The organism is Mycobacterium sp. E796, from assembly GCF_001672815.1.
Lineage (GTDB): Bacteria > Actinomycetota > Actinomycetes > Mycobacteriales > Mycobacteriaceae > Mycobacterium.
In genome coordinates, this window is record NZ_LZKK01000298.1 from 34,717 (window position 1) to 56,783 (window position 22,067).

Sequence of the window (22,067 nt, forward strand, 5' to 3'; positions counted from 1 at the left end):
ACATGACGACGCGTTCTAGAGGGCAGGGCTGGTCGCTCGACATAGCGCTGGCGCAAGGCGGATTCGACGCCCTACACCCCGGCGGCAAGGGCACCCTGGAGCTGCTGGGCCACGACCACACGGACTTCGACAAGGTGTTCGCACTCGTCCAAAGCGGTGCCATGCTGCCCAAGGCGTGGGCGCAGATCGCCGGCCAAGCCGAAACTCGGGCTCGCCACCATGACGAGCATGGCTACCGAAGGACCGCGTCGGATCTGTATCTGCGGGCGGCGGTGATGTACGGGCGTGCCCAGTACTCCATCTTCGACAGCGCGGATGCCCGCAAAGCCCGGTTGCGGGAACGGTGCGACCACTGCGTCGACCGCCTGGCCGAGTTGCGCGAAAATCGCGTGCGCCGAGTCGAACTCGAGTTCGACGGCAAGACCCTGTTCGGGCTGCTGCATCTGCCTGCCGGGGACGTCAGCGACGCACCCGCGGTCATCCTCGGACCCGGGATGGACATGATCAAGGAGGACTACATCCTGGCCGCCGAGCGGTTCTACACCAGCCGCGGGGTGATTGCGCTGTCGATCGAAGGCCCGGGCCAGGGCCAAACGCGCTCGCTGGGACTGACCGTCGGACTCGACAACTACGAGCGGGCCATCGAAACCTACGCGGCCTACCTGGCCGGACTACCACAGGTCGACCCCACGCGGATCGGGATGTTCGGCATCAGCATGAGCGGCTACTGGGCACTGCGGGCGATCGCGTCACCCGACACTCGGTTACGGGCCGCGGCGACGTTCGAGGCGGTGTCCGGCGACTTCGAGACAATCTTCGAGGCCGCCCAGCCCAGCTTCAAGAGCAACTACATGTACATGGCGGGCTACACCGACGAAGACGCGTTCGATCACGACCTCAAAGCGCGAATGCCGTTGGGCGACCTCGTCACCCATATCACCAGACCGGTGCTGCTCGGCATTGGCGAGTTCGACGAACTGACGCCGGTGGAAAACGCGCTGGCCACCTACGAACGCATCACCGCCCCCAAAGAGATGCGAGTCTATGAAGGACAGTTTCACCCGTTGGGCGGCGTGGCCGCCGAAGTGTTCGCGTTCGGTGCCGACTGGGTGCTGCGGGCCCTCGACGGCGAGTTCGACCAGCCCGGTCGCGACGAACGCCATTTCATGCGCGCCGATGGCGCGGCAACCGAGGGCTGCGCCGATCCACCGTGGTGGCTCGGTGCAGTGCCGCCAGTACTAGAGCACGCCAGGCCAGCAGTCCCCTAAAACTTCCGGAGGAACGCCATGACGACAACAGAGCACGACAACGCCGCCCCGACAATCCGGGGCGATGTGGGCGCCACCGTCCTCGGTCCCGACAACGTGCCGATCGGGGCGCAGAATCCCGGCTCTCCGGACACCGACGCCGGCAGCCTGCCCAACCTGAAGTGGTCCTTCGCCGCATCCCACAACCGGCTCTTGAACGGAGGCTGGGCGCGCGAGACGACGGTGCGCGAACTGCCGGTCGCCACCACGCTGGCCGGAGTCAACATGCGACTGAAGGCGGGTGCCTATCGCGAATTGCATTGGCACCGCGAGGCCGAGTGGGCCTTCATGCTCGCCGGTAGCGCTCGGATCGCCGCCATCGACCCGCAGGGTCGCAACTTTATCGACGACATCGGCCGCGGCGATCTGTGGAATTTCCGCGCCGGCTTCCCCCACTCGATCCAGGCGCTGGAAGACTGCGAATTCCTCTTGGTGTTCGACGACGGGAACTTCTCCGAAAACGAAACCTTCCTCGTCACAGACTGGTTCGCGCACACGCCCAAGCACATCCTGGCCAAGAACTTCGGGGTTCCGCAGTCCGCGTTCGACGCGATCCCGAAGGCCGGAGACATCGACCACACCCGCTACATCTTTCCCGGCGACGTGCCCGGCGCACTGGTCGACGACATCGCGGCCGTGCAGTCCCCACACGGCACCGCCGAGCCGATGAGCTACCGCCTGCTGGCCCAGGACCCCATCGAAGTGCCCGGCGGCAGCGTCCGTATCGCCGACAGCAAGAACTTTCCGGCGGCCTCGACGATCGCAGCCGCCTGGGTCGAGCTGGCTCCGGGCGCTGTGCGCGAAATGCATTGGCACCCAGACAACGACGAGTGGCAGTACTGGGTGTCCGGACACGCCCGCATGACGGTCTTCGGCTCGAGCGGAAAGGCCAGGACGTTCGACTACTACGCGGGCGACGTCGGTTACGTCCCCAGCGCGATGGGCCATTACTTCGAGAACGTCGGCGACGAGCCGGTACAGATGCTCGAACTGTTCCGCAGCGACCACTTCGCCGACGTATCGGCCAACCAATGGCTCGCGCTGACCCCACCCGAAGTCGTCGGCGCCACCCTCAATCTCGACCGATCGACCATCGGGGCCCTGCGCCGGGACAAGCCGCTCATCATGCCCGGCGGCGGCGACGGCGGTAACTTCTAGGGCGTGTCGAGCGGGCCGCTGATCGGTAGGCGCAGGGAGCAAGCCGCGCTAGCGCAACTGGTGGTGGACGCGCGGGCAGGACGTGGTGGCGCCCTTGTCTTGAGCGGTGAGGCCGGTATCGGCAAGACTGCCCTGCTGGACGACCTCATGGCCTCGTCCGGTGATATTCGCGTCATCCGGATCAGTGGTGCCGAGTCCGAACTCGAACTCGCCTTCGGGAGCCTTCAACAGCTGTGCGCTCCGCTGCATCAATTCATCGAGCGATTACCCGAACCACAGCAGAATGCCTTGCAAGTGGCGCTGGGACTTCGGGCAGGTGATGCGCCCGACGCACTGCTGGTCGGGCTTGCACTGTTGGCGCTGCTCGGTGAGGCCGCCGGGGACCAGACGACCCTGTGCATCGTCGATGACGCACATTGGCTGGATTCCGGCTCGCTCCACATGCTCACCATCGCCGCCCGCCGAATCGTGGCCGACCCGGTGGCCATGATCTTCGGCACCCGGGACACCAGTACCGTCCGCGAGCTCGCGGGGCTGCCCGAGCTGACGTTGCGCGGACTTAGTACCGCCGATGCGCGCGCACTGTTGGCGGCCACGCTGCCCGGCCGGCTTGACGAGCGGGTGCTTGCGAACATCATTTCCGAGGCCGGCGGAAATCCACTGGCGCTACTAGAGATTCCGAAAGCGTTGAGTCCAAATGAATTGGCCGGAGGCTACGGCATCGCTCAGGCCGCGCCCCCTGCCAGCACGGTCGAGCGGAGCTTCTTGCGTCAGATTCGCGGGATCCCTGCGCCGACCAGAACACTGCTACTGCTGGCCGCGTGTGAGCCGATCGGCAGATCCGACTGGCTGTGGGCGGCAGCGGCCAAACTTGGCGTTCAACCCGATGCCCTAACTCCGGCCCAGGCAGCGGAACTGGTGAATGACCATAACGGCATACGCTTTCGGCACCCGCTGATCCGGACGGCCATCTATCGCAGCGCATCGTTGTCCGAACGACGGCGGGCACACAGTGCGCTCGCAGAGGTCATCACCGAAGAGTCCTCTGCCGACCATCGGGCCTGGCATCACGCTCATGCCGCGGCCGGGCCCGACGCGGACGTCGCCAACGCGCTGGAGCTTTCAGCCGAACGGGCACGTGCTCGTGGGGGCATTGCGGCCTCGGCAGCGTTCATCGAACACGCCGCGAATCTCTCGGTCGACGTCGACCTTCGGGCCAGGCGGGCATTATCTGCCGCACAGGCGAAACTCGAGGCGGGGTCGATAGAATCCGCGGACCATCTGCTGGCCGTGGCGACCGACTCCAGCGACGACGAAACCATCGGCGCCACGGCTGAATTGCTGCGCGCACGCCTAGCCTTCGCGACGAGGCGTGGCAACGATGCTCCGCCGTTGTTATTGGCCGCGGCGCAGCGGCTGGCCAAGACGAACGCCCGGCTATCCCGCGAGACGTTTCTCGAGGCGTTGACCGCCGCCGCCCTAGTCGGGCGGTTCGCCTCCGACCCGCACAACAGCGCGTCGCGCATCGCCGAAGTCGTGCGCCGTTACGCCCCGCCCGAACCGGATCCGCCCCACGCGATCGACGATCTGCTTGGCGGATTGATCACCCGACTGCGCGACGGGCATGTTGCGGCCGCACCGCAATTGCGCAGCGCCGTAACGAAGTTCCTGCAGGAGGACGCGGCGGGTACGGCGGAGCCGCGCTGGCATGAGATCGCTTACATGGTCTGCCTGGATCTCTTCGATCAGGACAGCTACAACCACTTGGTGGGCCGGCAATTGCGCGCACTGCGGGCAACCGGTGCGCTTTCCGTGATGCCGCCGGCTCTGGTCACTGAGGCCGGACTGTCCGTCACCGCTGGAAAGTTCGTACACGCTGAAAGGCTGCTAGAAGAGGCCGCCACCATCGTCACTGCGACCACCGGCCAGGCGATGCCGGACACCCCCATCCACTGTTACCTCGCTGCCTACCGTGGACAGGAGGACCGATGCCGCGAGCACGTCGAACACAAAACGCGCGAGGCGCAAGACGTCGGCCAAGGTTTTGAATCAGCCACCGCCCTATATGCCTTGGCCATCTTGCACATCGGCCTGGGTCAGTTTCAGGATGCCCTGACCGCCGCGTCCAAGGGCGTGACTTACGACGATCTGGGGATCTGCGGCTACCTCCTGGCGGAGTTGGTCGAGGCTGCGACCCGTTGCGGGGATTCGGCCGCAGCCGGCGAGGGGCTGGCACGGCTGACGATTCGCACCGACGTGTGCCCGACCGAAACCGCGGCGGGGATCGCAGCGCGCTCCGCCGCCTTGGTGTGCACCGATGACGGCGCAGACGCGCTCTACCGTCGAGCCCTCACTCACCTCCAACGCAGCCCCGCCGTCGTCTACCTCGCGCGGACCCACCTCGTCTACGGCGAGTGGCTGCGGCGGGTGAAGCGCCGCGCCGAGGCCCGTGCGCAGTTGCGCACCGCCTACGACATGTTCACGCAAATGGGTGCCGACGGGTTCGCTCGCCGGGCCCGGCGAGAACTCACCGCAACCGGCGAAAAGTTGATCACCCGCACGCCTGGTTCGGTTACCGGATTGACGACCCAAGAGACCCAGATCGCCGCCCTGGTACGCGATGGCTACACGAACGCCGAGATCGCCGGCCAACTGTTCCTCAGTCCGCGCACCGTCGAATGGCACCTGGGCCACATCTTCACCAAACTCGGCGTCTCCTCCCGTAGAAGCCTCCGCGGTTTCACATTCGATTGACTCCGTTGGCGGACCCCGGTGGTTTCCCGGGTTCGCATCACGCCCCCGAGCAGTTGACTGGTAGACGTGAGCGCCCGATTAGTCCTGGACTGCAGCGGGCCGCCCCGCGTAGCGGTTCCGGAACGGCTTGCTGGCCGCGGGGCCCGCGGTGAACACGAAGTCTGGGCCGTCGACCCGACGCCCCGAAACGCGATCGACCAGAACCGGTTCGGCCTCGACTCCGGTCTCCGCGTCGACGAGCACCATGCTGCGTTCGTCCGGTTGCAGGCGCGCATTGCCCCACGCGGCCAACGCGACGATGACGGGGCGCAGCGTGCGACCAAGCTCGGTCAAAACGTATTCGTGCCGAACGGGTTTCGTCTGATACGGACGACGTTCGAAGATGCCGGCTTCGACCAGTCGTTTCAACCGGCTCGCCAGGAGACTCGACGACACCCCCAGGTTCTCCTGGAACTCGTCGAAGCGCGTGTAGCCGTCGAAGGCGTCGTGCAGGATCAGCAGCGTCCACCACTCCCCGACCAGCCCAAGCGTCGCCGACAGCGGGCACTCGCGGTCCTCGAGTCGAATCTTTTCAGCCATTCCGCCACCTTGACTTCTAAATTAGAAGTTAGTAACTTCTGTTTCGGAAGCTAGTCTACCCGCAGGAGAAGCCCATGAGTCAAGAGTCTCTGCCCCAAGTCATTTCGGACTATCTGGCCGCGTCTGAGCGGCGCGACGTCGACGCGGTGGTCGCTTGCTTCAGCGACGACGCCAGCGTCTTAGACGAGGGCAAACACCGGACCGGTCGGGCCGAGATATGGCGATGGCGCGAAGACGTCGACACCGCATTCGAATACACGTCCACGGTCACCGGCGCGGCGGCACTCGGCGAAGCCGATGGGGCGCAGCGTTACGACGTGTACCTGCATCTGGAGGGCAACTTCCCCGGCGGACAGGTCGACCTCGTCAACAGCTTCGCCATTCGCGACGAGCACATCGTGGACCTGCGCATCGTGCCGGCGGGATCGTGACTGCGCCGTTGCGCACCCGCCTCGGCGCATTCGGCGCCTGGTTACATCCCGGATACGGCGATGCCGCTCGCACCGAATTTGCCGTTGAGGCAGAGCAATTGGGCTATCCGGTGGTTTGGCTCGGCCTGGGTACCGCATCGATCGAAGACCTCGGCCCTGTCGAACACATCCTGAGAGCGACCACCTCCATCGTCGTGGCGAGCGCAATCGTGAACATGTGGACCAACGACGCCGCGGCCATCGCGAAGGCCTATCGCAGGCTCAACTCCGCCTATGGTGACCGGTTCCTGCTCGGCGTGGGCATCGGCCATCCGGAAGCCGTCGCCACCTACCGCAGGCCGTACGCCACGATGGTCGAGTATCTCGACCGTCTGGACGCCGGCGGAGTCCCCGTCGACGGCAGGATCCTGGCCGCGCTCGGGCCACGCGCCCTGCGGTTGGCCGCGAACCGCTCACTCGGCACGCACCCCTATCTGGTGGTGCCCGAACACACCCGGGAAGCCCGCGCGATGCTCGGGCCCGACATCGTGATCGCGCCCGAACAGACCGTCGTGTTGGATCGTGACCCACTCGCCGCCCGAAAGATTGCCCGCGCCTTCGTATCCGACCCCTATTTGGGGCTGAGCAACTACACCAACAACCTGCGCCGCTATGGCTACACCGACGCGGACTTTGACGGCGAGGGCAGCGACCGCCTTATCGATGCGCTGGTGCCGCACGGAAGCACCGAAGCTGTGGCATCGAGCCTGCGTGACCACCTCGCCGCCGGCGCCGACCACATCGGAATCCAGATCCTGACCGCTGACGGAGCCAGCCCGATGTCCGGTTACCGGGCGCTCGCGGCCACCCTGTTCGGTCCCTGAACCGGCTGAGCCGCTGAGTCAGGAGTTGATGAATTCGAGTACGTCGGAAAACCCTTGTGTCGACGTGTCGGAAGAGGGAGGCACAACCTCGTCTGCCTATACAGCAGCGTGTGCGGTGAAGGCTTTGCGTGGTGCGCCAGGGTGGAAAATCGCCCGGGATCCCGCCCCCACCTCACACTGAACGCCCTCAATTCACACTCGACGCGCCGGGCTCCGGGATCATCTCCTCGATCAGGGAGAACACCGCGCGGGTGGCGGCGCTGGGCGGGCGCAGGGCCGACATCGCGACGTACAGGCGCCAGCACAGGTCGTAGTCGGAGATCCGCAGCGTCGCCAGGCCGTCGTCGCCGATCTCGTCGAGGATGAACCGGCTCAAGAACCCGATGCCCAAGCCGTTTCGGACGTGGGTCGCGGTGGTGGCGATGTCGGCGACCTCGAGGGCGACCGTGCGCTGCACCCCGGCCGTGGCGAAGGCCCGGTCGACCACCGCCCGGTTGCCGTACCCCGGCGGGCCGTCGACGAACGACATCCCGGCCAGCTCGGCCAGTGACACCGACTCCCGGCCGGCGAGTGGGTGATCCGCCGGAACGACCAACAGCAGCGGGAAGGCCGCGACCAGCCGAGTGTGCAGGTCGGTGGGCGGCCCGTCGGGTAAGACGAGCAGCGCGACGTCGAGGCTGTCGTCGCGCAGCTGCTGCGCCAGGCCCGCCGAGCCGGCCCGGGCGAAACGAATTTGGACCAGCACGCCGGGGTGCCGGGCACGCAGCTCGGCCAGCAGCCTCGGCATGTCGATGTTGTTGACCGACATCAGTGTTCCCAGCCTGACGGTGCCCCCGACGGAGCCGCCGGTGGCGGCGACGGCGTCTTTGGCGGCGCGGGCGGCGTCGATGGTCGCGCGGGCGTGGGGCGCCAGCTCGCGTCCCGCCGGCGTGAGCGTCACGCCCCCAGGTCCCCGGACGAACAGCTCCGCGCCGAGTTCACGCTCGAGGGCCTTGATGGTCGCGGACACCCCGGATTGGACAACGTGCAATCTCTTGGCGGCCCGGGTGAAGCTGAGGTTATCCGCGACAGCGAGGAAGTACTCCAACTGGCGAAGCTCCACGGAGCCATTATCACCGCCGGTGATGGCTCCCATCAGGAATTTTCGTTGGCGTCTGACGGATCGGCCGATTTACCGTTCGCAATTGGATCGCGTCGATCCCAACCCCCCCTCAATTTGGACGGTGCGCGTTATGAGTTTGCAGGGCCCCACCCTGACCAGAACCCGAACCCGGTGGTCCTCGGCGTCCACCGACGACCAGTTCGTCGTGCAGAACCCGGCGACGGGCCAGACGGTCACGGTCGTCCAGGGCGCCGGGCCGGACGAGGTGGACCAGGCCGTCCGCCGGGCGCACGCCGCCCACCTGCGCTGGAAGCAACGCCCCGCGCGAGAGCGCGGCCGATACCTGCGCCAGGTCGCCGAGGTGATCCGCGCCCACGCCGACGAGATCGCCGCGCTCGAGACGCTGGAGATGGGCAAGCCGATCACGCAGGCGCGCAACTTCGACGTGGAAGCCGCGATCGCCATCTTTGAGTACTTCGGCGCCATGGTGGAGGCGCTGCCCAGCCAGGCCCGCGACTACGGCCCCGTCCTGGACGTCACCACGCTGGAGCCGTACGGCGTGATCGCGGGCATCGTCCCGTTCAACTGGCCACCGATCCACACCGCGGGGAAGGTCGCGCCGGCGCTGGCGGTCGGCAACGCCGTCGTGCTCAAACCGCCGGAGCAGACGCCGTCGGTGGTGTTGCGGATGGTCGAGCTGATCCAGTCGGTGCTGCCGGACGGTGTGGTGCAGGCCGTGCCCGGCAGGGGCGAGGTGGGCGCCGCGCTGGCCGGGCATCGGCTGGTCGGCAAGGTGTCCTTCACCGGATCGCCGCGGACGGGCGCGGCGGTGCTGCGCACCGCGGCCGGCAACCTCACCCCGACGCTGATGGAGCTCGGCGGAAAGAACCCGCTGGTCGTTTTCGACGACGCCGACATGCACGACGCGCTGCTGGCCGCGGTCGACGGGGGCTTCTTCAACCAGGGCGAGGCCTGCACCGCCGCGTCGCGAATCCTGGTGCAGGACAGCGTCTATGCGGAGTTCGAGGCGAAGTTGTGCGCCGCGGTGGGCCGGCTGCGGGTGGGCGACGGCGCCGACCCGGCGACCGACGTCGGACCGTTGGTCACCCGCAAGCAGCAGAATCAGGTCCTCGATTACCTGCGGATCGGCGTGGCCGAAGGCGCCCACATCGCCGCCCAGGCCCCGCTGCCCGACGATCCCCGCTTGGCCGACGGCTTCTACGTCGCGCCGACGGTCCTGACCGGTGTGACCCCCGCGATGCGGGTGGCTCGCGACGAGATCTTCGGTCCCGTCGTCACCCTCATGCCGTTCAGCGACGAGGACGAGGCGGTGCGCATCGCCAACGCCACGCCGTTCGGACTGGTCGCGGCGGTGTTCACCCAGGACAGCGATCGGGCGCTGCGGGTTAGCCGGCGAATCCGGGCCGGGACCGTGTTCGTCAACAACTATCAGCGGATTTCCATCGGCACCGGATTCGGCGGCGTCGGCCACAGCGGGTTCGGCCGCGAGCACGCGCAGGAGACGCTGGCGGAGTACGGCTACACCAAGACGATCCGGCTGGCCTCCGATCGCGACCAGCTGACGTACTGGAGCGCCGCCGCCCGGGTGTTGGCCGGCTGATGCGGACGATTGCACTCGAAGAGCATTACGCCACAACGGAATTCCTCAACGGCCCGGGACGCTGGCTGGCGTCGCGCACCGGCATCGTCGAACCGATCGGCGATCTGGGTGACGGCCGGATCGCAGCGATGGACGACGCCGGCGTCGACGTGGCGGTGCTGTCGCTGGCCGCGCCGGGCGTCGAACAGCTGGACGGGCCGGAAGCCGTTCGGCTGGCCCGCGAATGCAACGACGAGCTCGCGAAGGCGGTCGGGCGATACCCGGGGCGGCTGGCGGGCTTCGCCGCCCTGCCGATCAGCGCACCCGCAGAGGCCGCCGGCGAACTCGAGCGCACGGTGCGCGATCACGGCTTCGTCGGCGCGGTGATCAACGGGCACAGCCAGGGTCGCTACCTCGACGATCCCTTCTTCGACCCCGTCCTGTCGCAGGCGGCCGCGCTGCGGGTGCCGATCTACCTGCACCCGACCATCCCGCCGGCGGGCGTCATCAAGTCCAGCTACGCGGGATTCTCCGACCAGGTCACGTTCACGCTGGCCACCGTCGGATGGGGCTGGCACATCAACACGGCCACCCACGTGCTGCGCCTGATCCTCGGCGGCGTGTTCGACCGGTACCCCGAGCTGCAGGTCGTCATCGGGCACATGGGCGAGGCGATCCCGTTCATGCTGCCGCGGTTCGACGCGACGCTGAAGCCCGAACTCACCGGCCTGACGCACCCCGTCAGCACCTATCTGCGGCGAAACCTGAACTACACCTTCGCCAACTTCAACGACGAGGCCACCTACGCCAACCTGGTCGCGCAGGTCGGCATCGAGCGCGTGTGCTTTTCGGCGGACTACCCGTTCGGGTCGATGCGCGCCGCCCGGGACTTCCTCGACGGGCTGCCCCTGTGCGACGACGACCGCGCGCTCATCAGCCACCGCAACGCCGAGCGGTTGCTGGGCCTGACCAGGTGACCGGCTTCGCCCCGCTGCCGCCGCCGTTCGTCGACGACAGTAGGTTCCTCATCGCCAAAGAGCCGAGGGACTATTGGCGCGAGCTGCGCGCGGGTGGAGTGTTCCTCGATCTCAGCGGCTTCTACTACGTGACCCGTGGCGAGGACGTGCGTGCGGCACTGCGCAACCACGTGGTATTCGCCTCACGAAGGAAACCGCTCGCGCCATCCCGCGCGGGAGTCCGATCGCTGCCGATACCCGTCCCGATTGCCTATGACCCGCCCGAGCACACGCGCTTGCGTCGGATATTGCGGCCCCACTTCAGCCCTCAGGCGGTGAGCAAGCTTCGACCCGCGCTGTGCGCCCAGGCGGCAGCGCTCGTCGCCGCCGTCGCGCCCGTCGGTGCCTGTGAGGCGATCAGTGCCATCGCCCACCCGTTTCCCTTCGGTGTGTTGGTGACGCTGTGCGGGCTCCCGTGGGACGACCGAGAAAAGCTGGCCGCCTGGGCGGAGGCGGTCGACTGGGACACGCCCGGATCGCCCCCCGCTTTTAAGCTGCTCACCTATCTTGTCGAGGCCATCGGCGGCGTCGGGCGGCCTTCCCTCGCGTCGCGGCTGCTGACCGGTGACGACCCCCTCACCGAAGACGAAGTGATCGGGTTCTATGCCCTTCTTTGCTTCGCCCAGGACGGCATGCAGGCGGCCATCGGATCGGCGCTGCTTCTCTTGGCCCGCGATCCCGAGCTACGAGACCGACTTCGCGAAAATCCCGACCAAATCCGGGCGTTCGCCGAAGAGGTGGTGCGACTGGAGACTCCACTGCCGTTCATCGGACGCTTCACCACACAAGAAGTCACGATCGCAGGCGTCACGATTCCGGCGGGGAGTGTGGTCCGCCTGTGCCTGGCGACGGCCAACCTCAAGGACGGCGAAGGGCCACACCGGAGTTTCGGGGGCGGCGTTCATCGCTGCCTGGGAAGGGCCCTGGCCCGCGCGGAACTGAGTGTGATCGTGGCCCAATGGTTACGCGCCGTGCCGCGTTTCCATTTGGAACAAGGCTTCGTGCCGAGCTTCACCTTCACGCCAGGCGGCGCCATCATGCCAAGCCGCCTGCCGCTGCGCTGGGACAGCTCCGGTCCAAAGGCCCGTGGCTGCGACAAGCCAAGCAGCCGGCCCCGGTGCGCACGGGCTTCCGCCGAGCGGTTGCTGGGCCGGTAAAAACTTCGCCAAATGTTGGTGGGCGCGCGGCGCGCCCATGGGTTAGCCTGAGCGTTCCCCGGAGCCACCACGGCAGGAGCTCGATGTCACCGTCAGACAGTGCCGCCGAGCGGTTCGCCCGCGAGGACGAGGGCTATCACAAGAGCCTCAAAAACCGCCAGATTCAGATGATCGCCCTCGGTGGCGCCATCGGCACCGGGCTTTTCCTCGGCGCCGGCGGACGGCTCGCCTCGGCGGGGCCCGGGCTGTTCCTGGTCTACGGGGTCTGCGGCATCTTCGTCTTCCTGATCTTGCGCGCGCTCGGTGAGCTCGTGCTGCACCGCCCGTCGTCGGGATCGTTCGTCTCGTACTCCCGCGAATTCTTCGGGGAAAAGCTGGCTTACGTCGCCGGCTGGATGTACGTCCTCAACTGGTCGATGACGGGCATCGTGGACACCACCGCGATCGCGCACTACTGCCACTACTGGGGAATTTTCCACGCCATCCCGCAGTGGACAATCGCGCTGTTCGCGCTGCTGGTGGTGCTGTCGATGAACCTGATCTCGGTCAAGGCCTTCGGCGAGCTGGAGTTCTGGGCGTCGTTGATCAAGGTGCTGGCGCTGGTCACGTTCCTCGTCGTCGGCACCATATTCCTGGTGGGGCGCTTCAAGATCGACGGCCACGACACCGGCCCCGGCCTGTGGGACACCCACGGCGGGCTGGTACCCAAGGGCCTGCTGCCCCTGGTGCTCGTCACCTCGGGCGTGGTGTTCGCCTATGCCGCAATCGAACTCGTCGGCATCGCGGCCGGGGAAACGGCCGACCCGGAGAAGGTCATGCCGCGCGCGATCAACTCGGTGGTGTTCCGGATCGCGGTCTTCTACATCGGCTCGACCGTGCTGCTGGGCCTGCTGCTGCCGTACACCGCCTACAAGGCCAACGTCAGCCCGTTCGTGACGTTCTTCTCCAAGGCCGGTGTCCACGGCGCCGGCAGCGTGATGAACGTGGTGGTGTTGACCGCCGCGCTGTCGAGCTTGAACGCAGGGCTGTATTCCACCGGCCGCATCCTGCGGTCGATGGCGATCAACGGCAGCGGCCCGAAGTTCACCGCGCCGATGTCGAAACGGGGTGTGCCGTACCGCGGCATCCTGCTCACGGCCGCCGTGGGTCTGTTGGGCATCGTGCTCAACGCCGTCAAGCCCAGCCAGGCGTTCGAGATCGTGCTGCACATCGCGGCCATCGGCATCGTGTTCGCCTGGGGGACGATCGTGGCGAGCCAGCTGCGGTTCCACCATCTGGCCAAGGCAGGGCTGGTGCAGCGGCCCAAGTTCCGGATGCCGCTGTCGCCGTACAGCGGCTACCTCACGCTGGCGTTCCTGGTCGGCGTGGTGGTCCTGATGTTCTTCGACAAGGTGCAGGGCCCTTACCTGATCGGCGCGACCGTCGTCGGCGTCCCCGCGCTCATCGGCGGCTGGTTCGTGGTCCGCCATCGGGTGGCCGCCGCTCAAGCCACCGCCACGCCGGCCTCCCCCGCTCAGGGTTCGTCGATGTCCTGACCCCCGGCGAGGTCGCCGCAGTCGACGGCTTCCACGTCGGGCCGGTCGCGCAGGTACTCCCCCGCGCCCCGATCCCCCGTTAGCCGCTTGAGTACGTCGGGCCAGTGCCGGCGCGCGATGACCACCGGATGGCCCGGCCGCTCGCCGAAGTACGCGCGGGCCAGGCCACTGTCCGCAGCCCATGCGCGGTCGAGGACCCGCGCCACCACGGCGGGACCGACGTCGGGGGTGTCGATGACGTGCAGCACCGCGTACTCCGCGCCCATGCGACCGGCCTCGGCAAGGCCGGCGCGCACCGAGGCGCTCAGCCCGTCGCGCCAGTCCGCCGCGAAGACCGGGGTGACGCCCGGCGGGGCCGACACCTCCGCGGCGCCCAGCACCAGCACGACGTCGTCGCAGCCACCGTCGCGCAGCGCCCCGATCGCGGCGTCCAGCCAGCCCGCTACCAGCACCTTCGGCCGACCGTAGCGGCGTCCCTCGCCGGCGGCGAGCAGGACGCCGACGGGCCTCGACTGTGATAACGGCACTCTCCTATGATGGCATCGAGGTTCTCGTAAGGCGACAACCGGATGGAGCGCAATGACTCAAGACGCGCACGGGGCCACGGCCACGACCCCGCGATACGCGGGCACCCGCGTGCAGCGGGTGGAGGACCTCCGGCTGCTGACCGGCCGCGGCGGGTTCGTCGACGACATCTCGCGGCCCGGCATGCTGCACGCCTGCTTCGTGCGCAGCCCGTTCGCCCGCGCCAGGATCAACGGCATCGACGCGTCGGCGGCGCTGGCGCTGCCGGGCGTGCGCGCGGTGTTCACCGCCGCCGACCTCAACCCCGACGTCAAGGAGGCGTGGCACGCCGTGGCCGGCAAGGACGTGCCGGACACGCCCCGCCCGCCGCTGGCCGAGGGCGAGGTGAAGTTCGTCGGCGACCCGGTCGCGCTGATCGTCGCCGAGAGCCGCTACATCGCCGAGGACGCGCTGGAACTGGTCGACGTCGACTACGAGCCGCTGCCCGCGATCACCGACCTCACCCGGGCGCAGTCCTCGGACGTGCTGGTGCACGACGCCTACCCGAACAACGTCGCGGGCGGGATGGGCGGCGCGCCGCCGGACGAAGAGGTGTTCGCGTCCGCGGCATGCGTGGTGAAAGAGAACATCTACCAACAGATTTACGCGCCCGTGCCGATCGAGACCCGCGGGCTGGTGGTCGAGTGGGAGGCCGCGTCGGGGGAGCTCACCCTGTGGGCGTCCACGCAGACCCCGCACGAGCTGCGCGCGTTCTGCGCGCGCCTGTTAGGGATTGCGGCGCAACGGGTTCGGGTCATCATGCGCGACACCGGCGGCGGTTTCGGCCAGAAGGTGGTCCCGATGCGCGAGGACATGTGCATCATGCTGGCCGCCCGCAAGGTGCCGGCGGCGCTGAAGTGGATCGAGGACCGGCGCGAGAACCTGATGTCGGCTGGCCAGGCCCGCCACGTCGATGGCACGGGGCGGATGGCGTTCGACGAAGACGGCAGCATCCAGGCCGCCGACATCGACTTCGTCCAGGACGTCGGCGCGTATCCGACGCCCTACCCGGTGCTGACCACGGCCGCCATCGGCATGTTCTTCCCCGGGCCCTACCGCGTGCCCAAGGCCAGCTTCAACTACAAGACGGTGTTCACGAACACCAGCGGGCTGGCCGCCTACCGCGGCCCGTGGCAGTACGAGACGCTGGCGCGCGAGATCCTGCTGGACATCGCCGCCCGCAAGATGGGCATGGACCCGGTCGAGCTCCGCCGGCGCAACCTGCTGCGCCGTGACGAGATGCCGTACTTCAACCCCAACGGCATGCCGTACGACCACGTCGCCCCCAGCGAGACGTTCGAGCAGGCCGTGAAACTCCTTGACCACGAAGGCTTTCGCAAGGAACAGCGCGAGGCGCTGGCCCAGGGCCGCTACCTGGGGCTGGGGTTCTCGGCGTACATCGAGCCGACCGGAGCGGCGACGGGCCACCTGGCCACCGAGGGTTGCACAATCCGGATGGAGCCGACGGGCAAGGTCAACGTCTACGTGAACGGCGGCTCCAGCGGAAACAGCTTGGAGACCACCGTCATTCAGCTGACCGCCGACGCGCTGGGGGCCGACATCGACGACGTCGCCACCATCCAGGGCGACACCGCGATCACGCCCTACGGAGCCGGGACGCAGGGCAGCCGCAGCGGCCCGATGACCGCCGGGGCCGTCGCGGAGGCGGGCGCCATCCTGCGCGAGAAGATCGTGGCGCTGGCGGCGCACCAGTTGAAGGTGCCCGAATCCGAAGTGGAACTGGCGAATTCGACCGCAGGGGTGCGCGGTGATCCGTCGAAGCAGGTGTCATTCGGCGAGCTGGCCTACCTGTCGTACTACTCGCCGCAGGCGCTGCCCCCGGGCATGTCGCCCGAGCTGGAGGCCACCGCCCGCTACGTCGCCAAGGCCCCCATCCTGTGGTCGAACGCGACCCATGCCTGCACCTGCGAGGTGGACGTGGCCACGGGCAAGGTCACGCTGCTGCGCTACATCGTCAGCGAGGACGTCGGGCCGATGATCAACCCGACCATCGTGGAGGGCCAGATCGCCGGCGGGACGGTGCAGGGCATCGGCGGCGCGCTGATGGAAGACCTCGCCTACGACGAGGACGGCAACCCGCTGGCGACGACGTTCGTCGACTACCTGCTGCCGACGGCCACCGAGGTCCCCCCCATCGAGTTCGGCCACGTGGAGATCCCCGGCCCGGGGCCCGGCGGTTACAAGGGCGCCGGCGAGGGCGGGGCGATCGGCTCGGTGCCGGCCGTGATCAATGCGATCAACGACGCGCTGGCCCCCCTGGGCGCGGCGGTCACCCGGCTGCCGGCCAGCCCCGCGTCGATCGCATCGCTGCTGAGCGAGGCGAACCGGTGAAGCCCGCCTCGTTCGACTACCACCGCCCCGACACCGTCGAGGACGCCGTCGCGCTGCTCGCCGAACTGGGCGATGACGCCAAGATCATCGCGGGTGGCCAGAGCCTGGTGCCGATGCTGGCGATGCGGCTGGCCTACTTCGACCATCTCATCGACATTTCCCGGCTTTCCGAGCTGCGGGGCATCGAGCGCCGGGGCGACGAACTGTGGATCGGCGCCGGGACCACGGAGTCCACCGTCGGCGCGGATGATCAAGTGCGCCAAGCGGTTCCGTTGCTGACCCGGGCGACCCCGTTCGTCGGGCATTTCCAGATCCGCAACCGCGGCACCCTCGGCGGGTCGATCGCGCACGCCGACGCGGCCGGCGAATACCCGGCGGCCGCGCTGGCGCTGGACGCGGTGATGGAGGTCCTCTCCCCGCGCGGGCGGCGCGAGATCGCCGCCGCGGACTTCTTCGCCGGCCTGTGGGAGACCACGATGAAACCCGACGAGGTGCTGACCGGGGTCCGGTTCCCGGTGTGGGACGGCAGGTCAGGGTTTTCCGTGCAGGAATTCGCCCGCCGCCATGGTGATTTCGCGATCGCCGGCGCGCTGGTCGCCGTCCAGCTCGATGAAGGCGACCGGGTGTGCCGCTGCGGGATCGGGTTGCTGGGCCTGGGCCCCACGGTCGGGCGCGCCACGGCGGCCGAGGCCGCGGTCGTCGGCAAGCCGGTCGGTGAGCTGGTCCCCGAGGAGGTCGGCCGGGCCGCGATGGCCGGCCTCGACGACGTGCCGACCGACCTGCAGGGGTCGGCGGCCTACCGCACCCAGGTGGGCGCCGCCATGGTCGCGCGCACTTGGACACAGGCCTTGAATGAGGCCACAGCGGAAGCACTCGGGGAGACAAGCCATGCATGAACAGCCGGTTCAGTTGTCGGTCAACGAGACTCCGATCGCGGCCAGCGTCGAACCGCGCATGACGCTGGCCGACTTCCTGCGGGAGCGGTGCGGGCTCACCGGAACCCATCTCGGCTGCGAACACGGCGCGTGCGGCGCGTGCACGGTGCTCGTGGACGGCGACGCCGTGCGGTCCTGCCTGATGTTCGCCGTCCAGGCGGACGGCACGGAGGTGACGACGGTCGAGGGCATCGCGTCGCCCGACGGCACCCTGTCGCCGGTGCAGGCCGCGCTGCGGGAGTGCCACGGGTTGCAATGTGGCTTCTGCACCCCGGGTTTCGTGACCACGCTGACCGCGTTGCTGCGCGACAACCCCAACCCCACCGACGACGAGATACGCGAGGGACTGTCGGGGAACTTCTGCCGCTGCACGGGTTACCAGGGCATCGTCGCCGCGGCCCATCGGGCGGCCGAGCTGAGGTCGGTCACGCAGCGGTAAACCTGCGCCATCGGCTCTGCATCGATAACGGCGTAGTTACAGTGACTTTCGCTGCTTCTTGCGTACTCTAAGCGCTGAAATCGAAGACTTTCGGGGAGCGGCGCGTGCAGTTATCGCAAAAGGCGCGGCGAAGGCTGGCCGGCGGCTCGCTGCTGCTCTCGGCCGTGCTCGCCGGTCCCGCATTGGTTTCGGGCTGCAGCTCGCTGATCGACGGCAAGCCGGTCGCCACCCCGGGAACCGGGCCGACTGAGCCCACCTTCCCCACGCCGCGGCCGACCACGACGACGCCGGCGCCGACCAGCACCAGCCCGGCCCCGTCGACGAGCCCGACCGGCCCGGCCAGCCCGACCACACCGCCGGCCGGCGTGATCCCGCTGCCACCGGACCACAACGGCTACGTCTTCATCGAGACCAAGTCCGGCGTGACGCGCTGCCAGATCAACAAGGAGACCGTCGGCTGCGAGGCGCCGTTCACCAATTCCCCACTGCAGGACGGTGAGCACGCCAACGGCGTCAGCATCAGTTCCGCCGGCAACGTGCAGTGGGTGCTGGGCAATTTGGGCGCCATCCCGACGGTCACCATCGACTACAAGACCTACGCCGCGCAGGGCTGGACGATCGTCGCCACCGAACAAGGCACCCGCTTCACCAACGACCGCACTCACCACGGCATGTTCGTCAGCGTCGAGAAGGTCACGACTTTCTGAGTCCGGCGGGCTCGATCAATGTTGAGGGGAAATGACCGTCCAGCGGCTTGATATCCCGGCAAGTCAGTGGCGCCAGGCAGACATCACTGCGGTACGGAATGTTCTGACCAATGTCGGCGATGATCCGGCACGGGTCCTGGCCTGGCGCGGATCAGTCGTCCTGAGCTTCATCGACGTACCGGACGGTTATCCCTACCTGAATCCGGAGATCGCTGCCTTCCTGCAAAAGCTCTATTCAGAGGTCCCACACGTTTTGTACTTCCTGAATCCGGAGCGGGCGAGCGGTGCGCTTGACAGCTTCTACGCGTCAATCGGCGCCCTGTGCGAAACCGAACACGGAGTATGGGTCATGTGGTCGGATGACGTCGCCGCGGCGTTCTACCAAGCGCTGGCCGCGGCTGCTGAGTTCGCGATCCACCGAGGCGATGATTGGGTCGCGGTTGTCGAGGGCTACGAATACGACGAAATCCAAACGAGGAATTCGGAAATACGCGCAATTCTCATTGCTCGCGGAGTTATACCGGCGTAACGGCGGGAGCCGCCGTCATGGCATCGCCTCGGCCCAGGCGATATGGCCCTGGAAGCCAAGCGTTTTCGCCATGTCACGGTAGCGGTCCCGGCGGTCGCGATAGGCGGCCTCGTCGCCGCGAGTTCGCGCCGACAGCGCTCGCAGACGCAGCAGCCAGATGTCGCGCATCACCAGGCGGTCGTCGGCCTGCGCGGCCGCCAACCGCTCGATCGCGGCCTCGGCTTCTGCCACGTCACCGTCGTCCCCGCGGTCGAGCAGCGTTTCCACCAGAACACCGGTCACGGGAATGCCCCACAGCAGCAGTCGTCCGTCGCGGAACACATGGTCGCCGGTGGCGCGCAAGAGCGGGATGGCCTCATCGCGGTCTGCGCGCGTCGCCTGTTCACGCGCCAAGTAGGCCTCGATGACCGGCAGGTCGCACACGTTGTGCCCCTGGCTGAGGAACACCTCGCGGACCCCGACGGCGAGCTGCTGCCCGCGGTCACGCTCGGCGGCCTCTTGGCGATGCATCAGCGCAAGACTCAACGCCGCCCGGATGAAACCCACCACGACGTCGTCGCTGGAGCGCTCGGCAATCCGCAGGGCACCCTCGATCTCGTCCAGCGCACGATCATCCGGCCTCAGGACGCCGAACGGGATCCCGAGCAAGTAGGCGTAGCCGACGACCCCCGCGTAGGACGCGGGGTCAATGGGTCGGGCCATCGGCATGCCGCGCCGCAGGTCTTCGGGCCATCCGGGAAGGCCAAGGAAATAACGGGCCATGCCCCGCGACGCGAACGCGAGGGCCAGCGGAGACCCGACCAGGAAGTTGCCTTTCGTTGGATCGCCGTCGGCCAGGTCGATCACGGTCTGTGAGCATCGCAGCACGTCAGACCACCGGCCGCATTCGATCTGACCGTAGATCACCGGGAAGGAAAGCCCCACCGTCAGGTTCGCGTCTTCGAGCGCCTCGGCGAGGGCCCAGGCTTCCGACGCCAGCTGCGACGCCTCGCGCAGCCGGTCCTGATGGGCATGGCCGACCACCGAACCCGCCGTCGCGATGCCCAATGACGCCTTGTCGCCCGCGGCGTTGCACAAGTCCCGCAATTCGTCGAAGCGGTCGCCGGCGATGTCGGCGTGGACGCGCCAGCCCGTCCCGCACAACATGGTGCGCGGGGCGATGCGCATGGCCGCCCGGTCCGGGGGGTCGGCTTGTAGCGCATCGGCGATGTCTGCCGCCCGCTGCCAGCTCAGCCGCGCCGCCTTGATGTCCCGGTTGGTCGCCCAGGTCGCGGCGCGCATGTGCCAGCCGTATGCGGCTTGCAAATCGCCGGCGGCCTCAAGATGTTCGGCGATCAGTGCGGCGTTTTCGTCCGAGTCTTTGTCGCCGGCCTCAATCGCGGCGGCCAGCCGGCGGTGCAGATCCGAGCGATCCGATTTGAGCTGTGCTTCGTAGGCGACCGCACGAATGAGCGGATGGTGAAACACGAATTCCGGTTCAGGACTGACCCGGACCTGATCGATGAGCTCTGCTGCCACCAATGGGGGAAGCACCGGCTCGACGCCGAGCACCGTGAGCAGGTCCAGGCCGAATCGCGAGCCGATGACGGCCGCGGCGCTCAGCGTGCGCTTGGACTTCCGATCGAGCCGGTCGATGCGCGCGGCAATCGTCGCCTGCAACGTGGCAGGCACGGTCACCTCGCTAACCTCCGCCGCCGTGATGTAGGCACCGGGCTCCCCGTCCAGCACGCCGCGATCGGCCAGTTCGCGGACCAATTCCTCGGCGAAGAACGGATTACCGGCGGCCCTCTCGGCGACTCGTTGGCTCAGCGCACCAACCGAGGGGTGTGGGCCGAGGAGCTGTTCGACGAGGGTTGCGGTTTCTGAATCACTCAGTGGCGCAAGGGCTACGGTGTGTGCATTGGCCACTCGAGTCAACGCGCCGCGATACTCGGGTCGATACGTGATCAGAACCAATGAAGCGGTCCGCGGGATCACCGTCAGGAAATCCGTCAGCATCGACTCGCTGACCTCATCAATCCAGTGGGCGTCCTCGATGACGTAAACCGCAGGGCGTGGGCGGGACAATCTGGCGGCGTTCACCAGCGCGGCCAACCGCCGCCGGCGCGCGTCGGGATCGATCGCCGGAACCGCTATGCCCGGGTCGGCGATGCCGAGCAGGTCATCGAGCAGCAGCGCGTCCTCGCGATCCGTGTCTGGCATCTGCTCTCGCACTCGGGCGCGGGCGGCTTGGGCGTCAAGGCCTTCGACGCCGGTGGCCGCCCGCAGCAGACGCGCCACGGCATGAAATGGGACCTGGCTCGTGTGCGACTCACAGAAAGTGTTGAACACCTCAACATCCCGGGCCGACGCCATTGCTGCGATCTCGCGCACCAACCGGCTCTTGCCGATCCCGGGTTCACCCACTACGTGGGCAACAGCTCCATGTCCGGCGAGTGCGCGGTCCAACAAGCCCTCGACGGTGGAGATTTCCCACCGGCGACCGACCAGGTTCGACTCAGAGCGCTCCGTGGGGCGACGCCGGTCTCGCGTGTCCAGCAGGCGGTACGCGGTGACCGGTTCGGTGGCGCCCTTGATCCGGACCAGCTCCGGTTGACCGAGCGACGCCGCGCCGTCTACCAGTCGCGCGGTGGAGACACTGAGCATCACCCCACCGGGCGGGGCGACCGATTCCATTCGTTGGGCCAGCCCGACCTGTTTACCCATCGCGGTGTAACCGAAAGAGCCCGAACCGATTTCACCGGCGATCACCTGACCGGAATTCAGCCCCACCCGCAGGAGCAGCGCCGTGCCGTCTCGCCGCCGGACCTCGGCTGCCAGCGCCTTCGCTTCGGCCTGAATGCTCAACGCCGAAAGGCATGCACGAAATGCGTGGTCCTCCATTGCCACCGGTGCACCGAAGACCGCCATGATCCCGTCGCCGGTGAACTTGTCCACCGTGCCGCCGTACCGCTGGACGACGGCCGCGCAGCGGTTGGCCAGGTCGACCATGATCTCGCGCAGCCGCTCCGTCCCGAGAGTCGCCGCGATCGCCATCGA

At 67.8% G+C, this 22,067-nt stretch carries 18 protein-coding genes; 14 read left to right on the top strand and 4 right to left on the bottom strand.

Going from position 1 to position 22,067, the window contains the following annotated elements; genetic code table 11:
• Nucleotides 1-2 precede the first annotated feature (2 nt).
• Genes A5706_RS23010 through A5706_RS23020 form a run of 3 tightly spaced genes read left to right on the top strand, consistent with a single transcriptional unit; the run spans nt 3 to nt 5,219 of the window.
• Nucleotides 3-1,268, top strand: coding sequence for an alpha/beta hydrolase (locus A5706_RS23010; RefSeq protein WP_068135774.1), 1,266 nt, complete (start codon nt 3-5; stop codon nt 1,266-1,268).
• A gap of 18 nt (nt 1,269-1,286) precedes the next feature.
• On the top strand, nt 1,287-2,465 hold the full coding sequence (locus A5706_RS23015; RefSeq protein WP_068135777.1) for a cupin domain-containing protein: 1,179 nt from the start codon (nt 1,287-1,289) through the stop codon (nt 2,463-2,465).
• Nucleotides 2,466-2,468: 3 nt separating this feature from the next.
• Nucleotides 2,469-5,219 carry a LuxR family transcriptional regulator gene (locus A5706_RS23020; protein WP_082964562.1) on the top strand — a complete coding sequence of 917 codons (2,751 nt, stop codon included), beginning with the start codon at nt 2,469-2,471 and terminating at the stop codon, nt 5,217-5,219.
• 78 nt (nt 5,220-5,297) lie between these two features.
• Here the strand turns inward: A5706_RS23020 and A5706_RS23025 are convergent, their stop codons facing one another.
• Entirely contained in the window at nt 5,298-5,798 is a 501-nt protein-coding gene (locus tag A5706_RS23025) for a helix-turn-helix domain-containing protein (protein WP_068135782.1), read from the bottom strand.
• Nucleotides 5,799-5,872: 74 nt separating this feature from the next.
• Between A5706_RS23025 and A5706_RS23030 the strand changes: the two genes are divergently transcribed.
• Together A5706_RS23030 and A5706_RS23035 are read left to right on the top strand one after the other, a co-directional pair.
• Nucleotides 5,873-6,229: a nuclear transport factor 2 family protein gene (locus A5706_RS23030; protein ID WP_068135784.1), complete on the top strand. Its 357-nt coding sequence runs from the start codon at nt 5,873-5,875 to the stop codon at nt 6,227-6,229.
• Complete coding sequence (locus tag A5706_RS23035) at nt 6,226-7,092, top strand: LLM class F420-dependent oxidoreductase (protein WP_068135788.1); 867 nt, start codon at nt 6,226-6,228, stop codon at nt 7,090-7,092. The genes A5706_RS23030 and A5706_RS23035 overlap by 4 nt, the downstream gene beginning before the upstream one ends.
• A 187-nt stretch (nt 7,093-7,279) precedes the next feature.
• Here A5706_RS23035 and A5706_RS23040 read toward each other — a convergent pair whose 3' ends face one another.
• Nucleotides 7,280-8,194 (bottom strand): LysR family transcriptional regulator, encoded by a 915-nt coding sequence (locus A5706_RS23040; RefSeq protein WP_068135834.1) that lies wholly within the window; start codon nt 8,192-8,194, stop codon nt 7,280-7,282.
• 130 nt (nt 8,195-8,324) lie between these two features.
• Between A5706_RS23040 and A5706_RS23045 the strand changes: the two genes are divergently transcribed.
• The 4 genes from A5706_RS23045 (at nt 8,325) to A5706_RS23060 (ending at nt 13,502) form a co-directional block, all read left to right on the top strand.
• On the top strand, nt 8,325-9,815 hold the full coding sequence (locus A5706_RS23045; RefSeq protein ID WP_068135793.1) for an aldehyde dehydrogenase: 1,491 nt from the start codon (nt 8,325-8,327) through the stop codon (nt 9,813-9,815).
• Entirely contained in the window at nt 9,815-10,771 is a 957-nt protein-coding gene (locus tag A5706_RS23050; RefSeq protein ID WP_068135795.1) for an amidohydrolase family protein, read from the top strand. Before A5706_RS23045 ends, A5706_RS23050 begins: the two co-directional genes overlap by 1 nt.
• A complete protein-coding gene (locus A5706_RS23055) occupies nt 10,768-11,967 on the top strand; it encodes a cytochrome P450 (protein ID WP_068135799.1) in 1,200 nt (399 codons plus the stop codon). Before A5706_RS23050 ends, A5706_RS23055 begins: the two co-directional genes overlap by 4 nt.
• An 83-nt stretch (nt 11,968-12,050) precedes the next feature.
• On the top strand, nt 12,051-13,502 hold the full coding sequence (locus A5706_RS23060; protein WP_068135801.1) for an amino acid permease: 1,452 nt from the start codon (nt 12,051-12,053) through the stop codon (nt 13,500-13,502).
• Here A5706_RS23060 and A5706_RS23065 read toward each other — a convergent pair.
• Nucleotides 13,481-14,029, bottom strand: coding sequence for an NTP transferase domain-containing protein (locus A5706_RS23065; protein ID WP_068135804.1), 549 nt, complete (start codon nt 14,027-14,029; stop codon nt 13,481-13,483). The genes A5706_RS23060 and A5706_RS23065 overlap by 22 nt on opposite strands.
• Before the next feature lie 52 nt (nt 14,030-14,081).
• Between A5706_RS23065 and A5706_RS23070 the strand changes: the two genes are divergently transcribed.
• From A5706_RS23070 to A5706_RS23090, 5 genes are all read left to right on the top strand, one after another.
• Nucleotides 14,082-16,418: a xanthine dehydrogenase family protein molybdopterin-binding subunit gene (locus A5706_RS23070; protein ID WP_068135807.1), complete on the top strand. Its 2,337-nt coding sequence runs from the start codon at nt 14,082-14,084 to the stop codon at nt 16,416-16,418.
• Complete coding sequence (locus A5706_RS23075) at nt 16,415-17,314, top strand: xanthine dehydrogenase family protein subunit M (RefSeq protein WP_068135809.1); 900 nt, start codon at nt 16,415-16,417, stop codon at nt 17,312-17,314. Before A5706_RS23070 ends, A5706_RS23075 begins: the two co-directional genes overlap by 4 nt.
• Nucleotides 17,307-17,792 (top strand): (2Fe-2S)-binding protein, encoded by a 486-nt coding sequence (locus A5706_RS23080; protein WP_068135812.1) that lies wholly within the window; start codon nt 17,307-17,309, stop codon nt 17,790-17,792. Before A5706_RS23075 ends, A5706_RS23080 begins: the two co-directional genes overlap by 8 nt.
• Before the next feature lie 104 nt (nt 17,793-17,896).
• Entirely contained in the window at nt 17,897-18,499 is a 603-nt protein-coding gene (locus tag A5706_RS23085) for a hypothetical protein (protein ID WP_068102659.1), read from the top strand.
• Between the two features lie 31 nt (nt 18,500-18,530).
• Complete coding sequence (locus A5706_RS23090) at nt 18,531-19,028, top strand: hypothetical protein (RefSeq protein WP_068135814.1); 498 nt, start codon at nt 18,531-18,533, stop codon at nt 19,026-19,028.
• 15 nt (nt 19,029-19,043) lie between these two features.
• Here A5706_RS23090 and A5706_RS23095 read toward each other — a convergent pair.
• Nucleotides 19,044-22,067, bottom strand: a 3,024-nt coding sequence (locus A5706_RS23095; protein WP_068135837.1) for an AAA family ATPase, incomplete at its 5' end; no start/stop codon positions are given.

What these genes read in the sequence shown, in the direction of transcription:
- A5706_RS23010 (WP_068135774.1), top strand. Translation starts at nt 3, where the DNA reads ATGACGACGCGTTCTAGAGGGCAGGGCTGGTCGCTCGACATAGCGCTG.
- A5706_RS23015 (WP_068135777.1), top strand. Translation starts at nt 1,287, where the DNA reads ATGACGACAACAGAGCACGACAACGCCGCCCCGACAATCCGGGGCGAT.
- A5706_RS23025 (WP_068135782.1), bottom strand. Translation starts at nt 5,798, where the DNA reads ATGGCTGAAAAGATTCGACTCGAGGACCGCGAGTGCCCGCTGTCGGCG.
- A5706_RS23030 (WP_068135784.1), top strand. Translation starts at nt 5,873, where the DNA reads ATGAGTCAAGAGTCTCTGCCCCAAGTCATTTCGGACTATCTGGCCGCG.
- A5706_RS23045 (WP_068135793.1), top strand. Translation starts at nt 8,325, where the DNA reads ATGAGTTTGCAGGGCCCCACCCTGACCAGAACCCGAACCCGGTGGTCC.
- A5706_RS23050 (WP_068135795.1), top strand. Translation starts at nt 9,815, where the DNA reads ATGCGGACGATTGCACTCGAAGAGCATTACGCCACAACGGAATTCCTC.
- A5706_RS23060 (WP_068135801.1), top strand. Translation starts at nt 12,051, where the DNA reads ATGTCACCGTCAGACAGTGCCGCCGAGCGGTTCGCCCGCGAGGACGAG.
- A5706_RS23070 (WP_068135807.1), top strand. Translation starts at nt 14,082, where the DNA reads ATGACTCAAGACGCGCACGGGGCCACGGCCACGACCCCGCGATACGCG.
- A5706_RS23080 (WP_068135812.1), top strand. Translation starts at nt 17,307, where the DNA reads ATGCATGAACAGCCGGTTCAGTTGTCGGTCAACGAGACTCCGATCGCG.
- A5706_RS23090 (WP_068135814.1), top strand. Translation starts at nt 18,531, where the DNA reads ATGACCGTCCAGCGGCTTGATATCCCGGCAAGTCAGTGGCGCCAGGCA.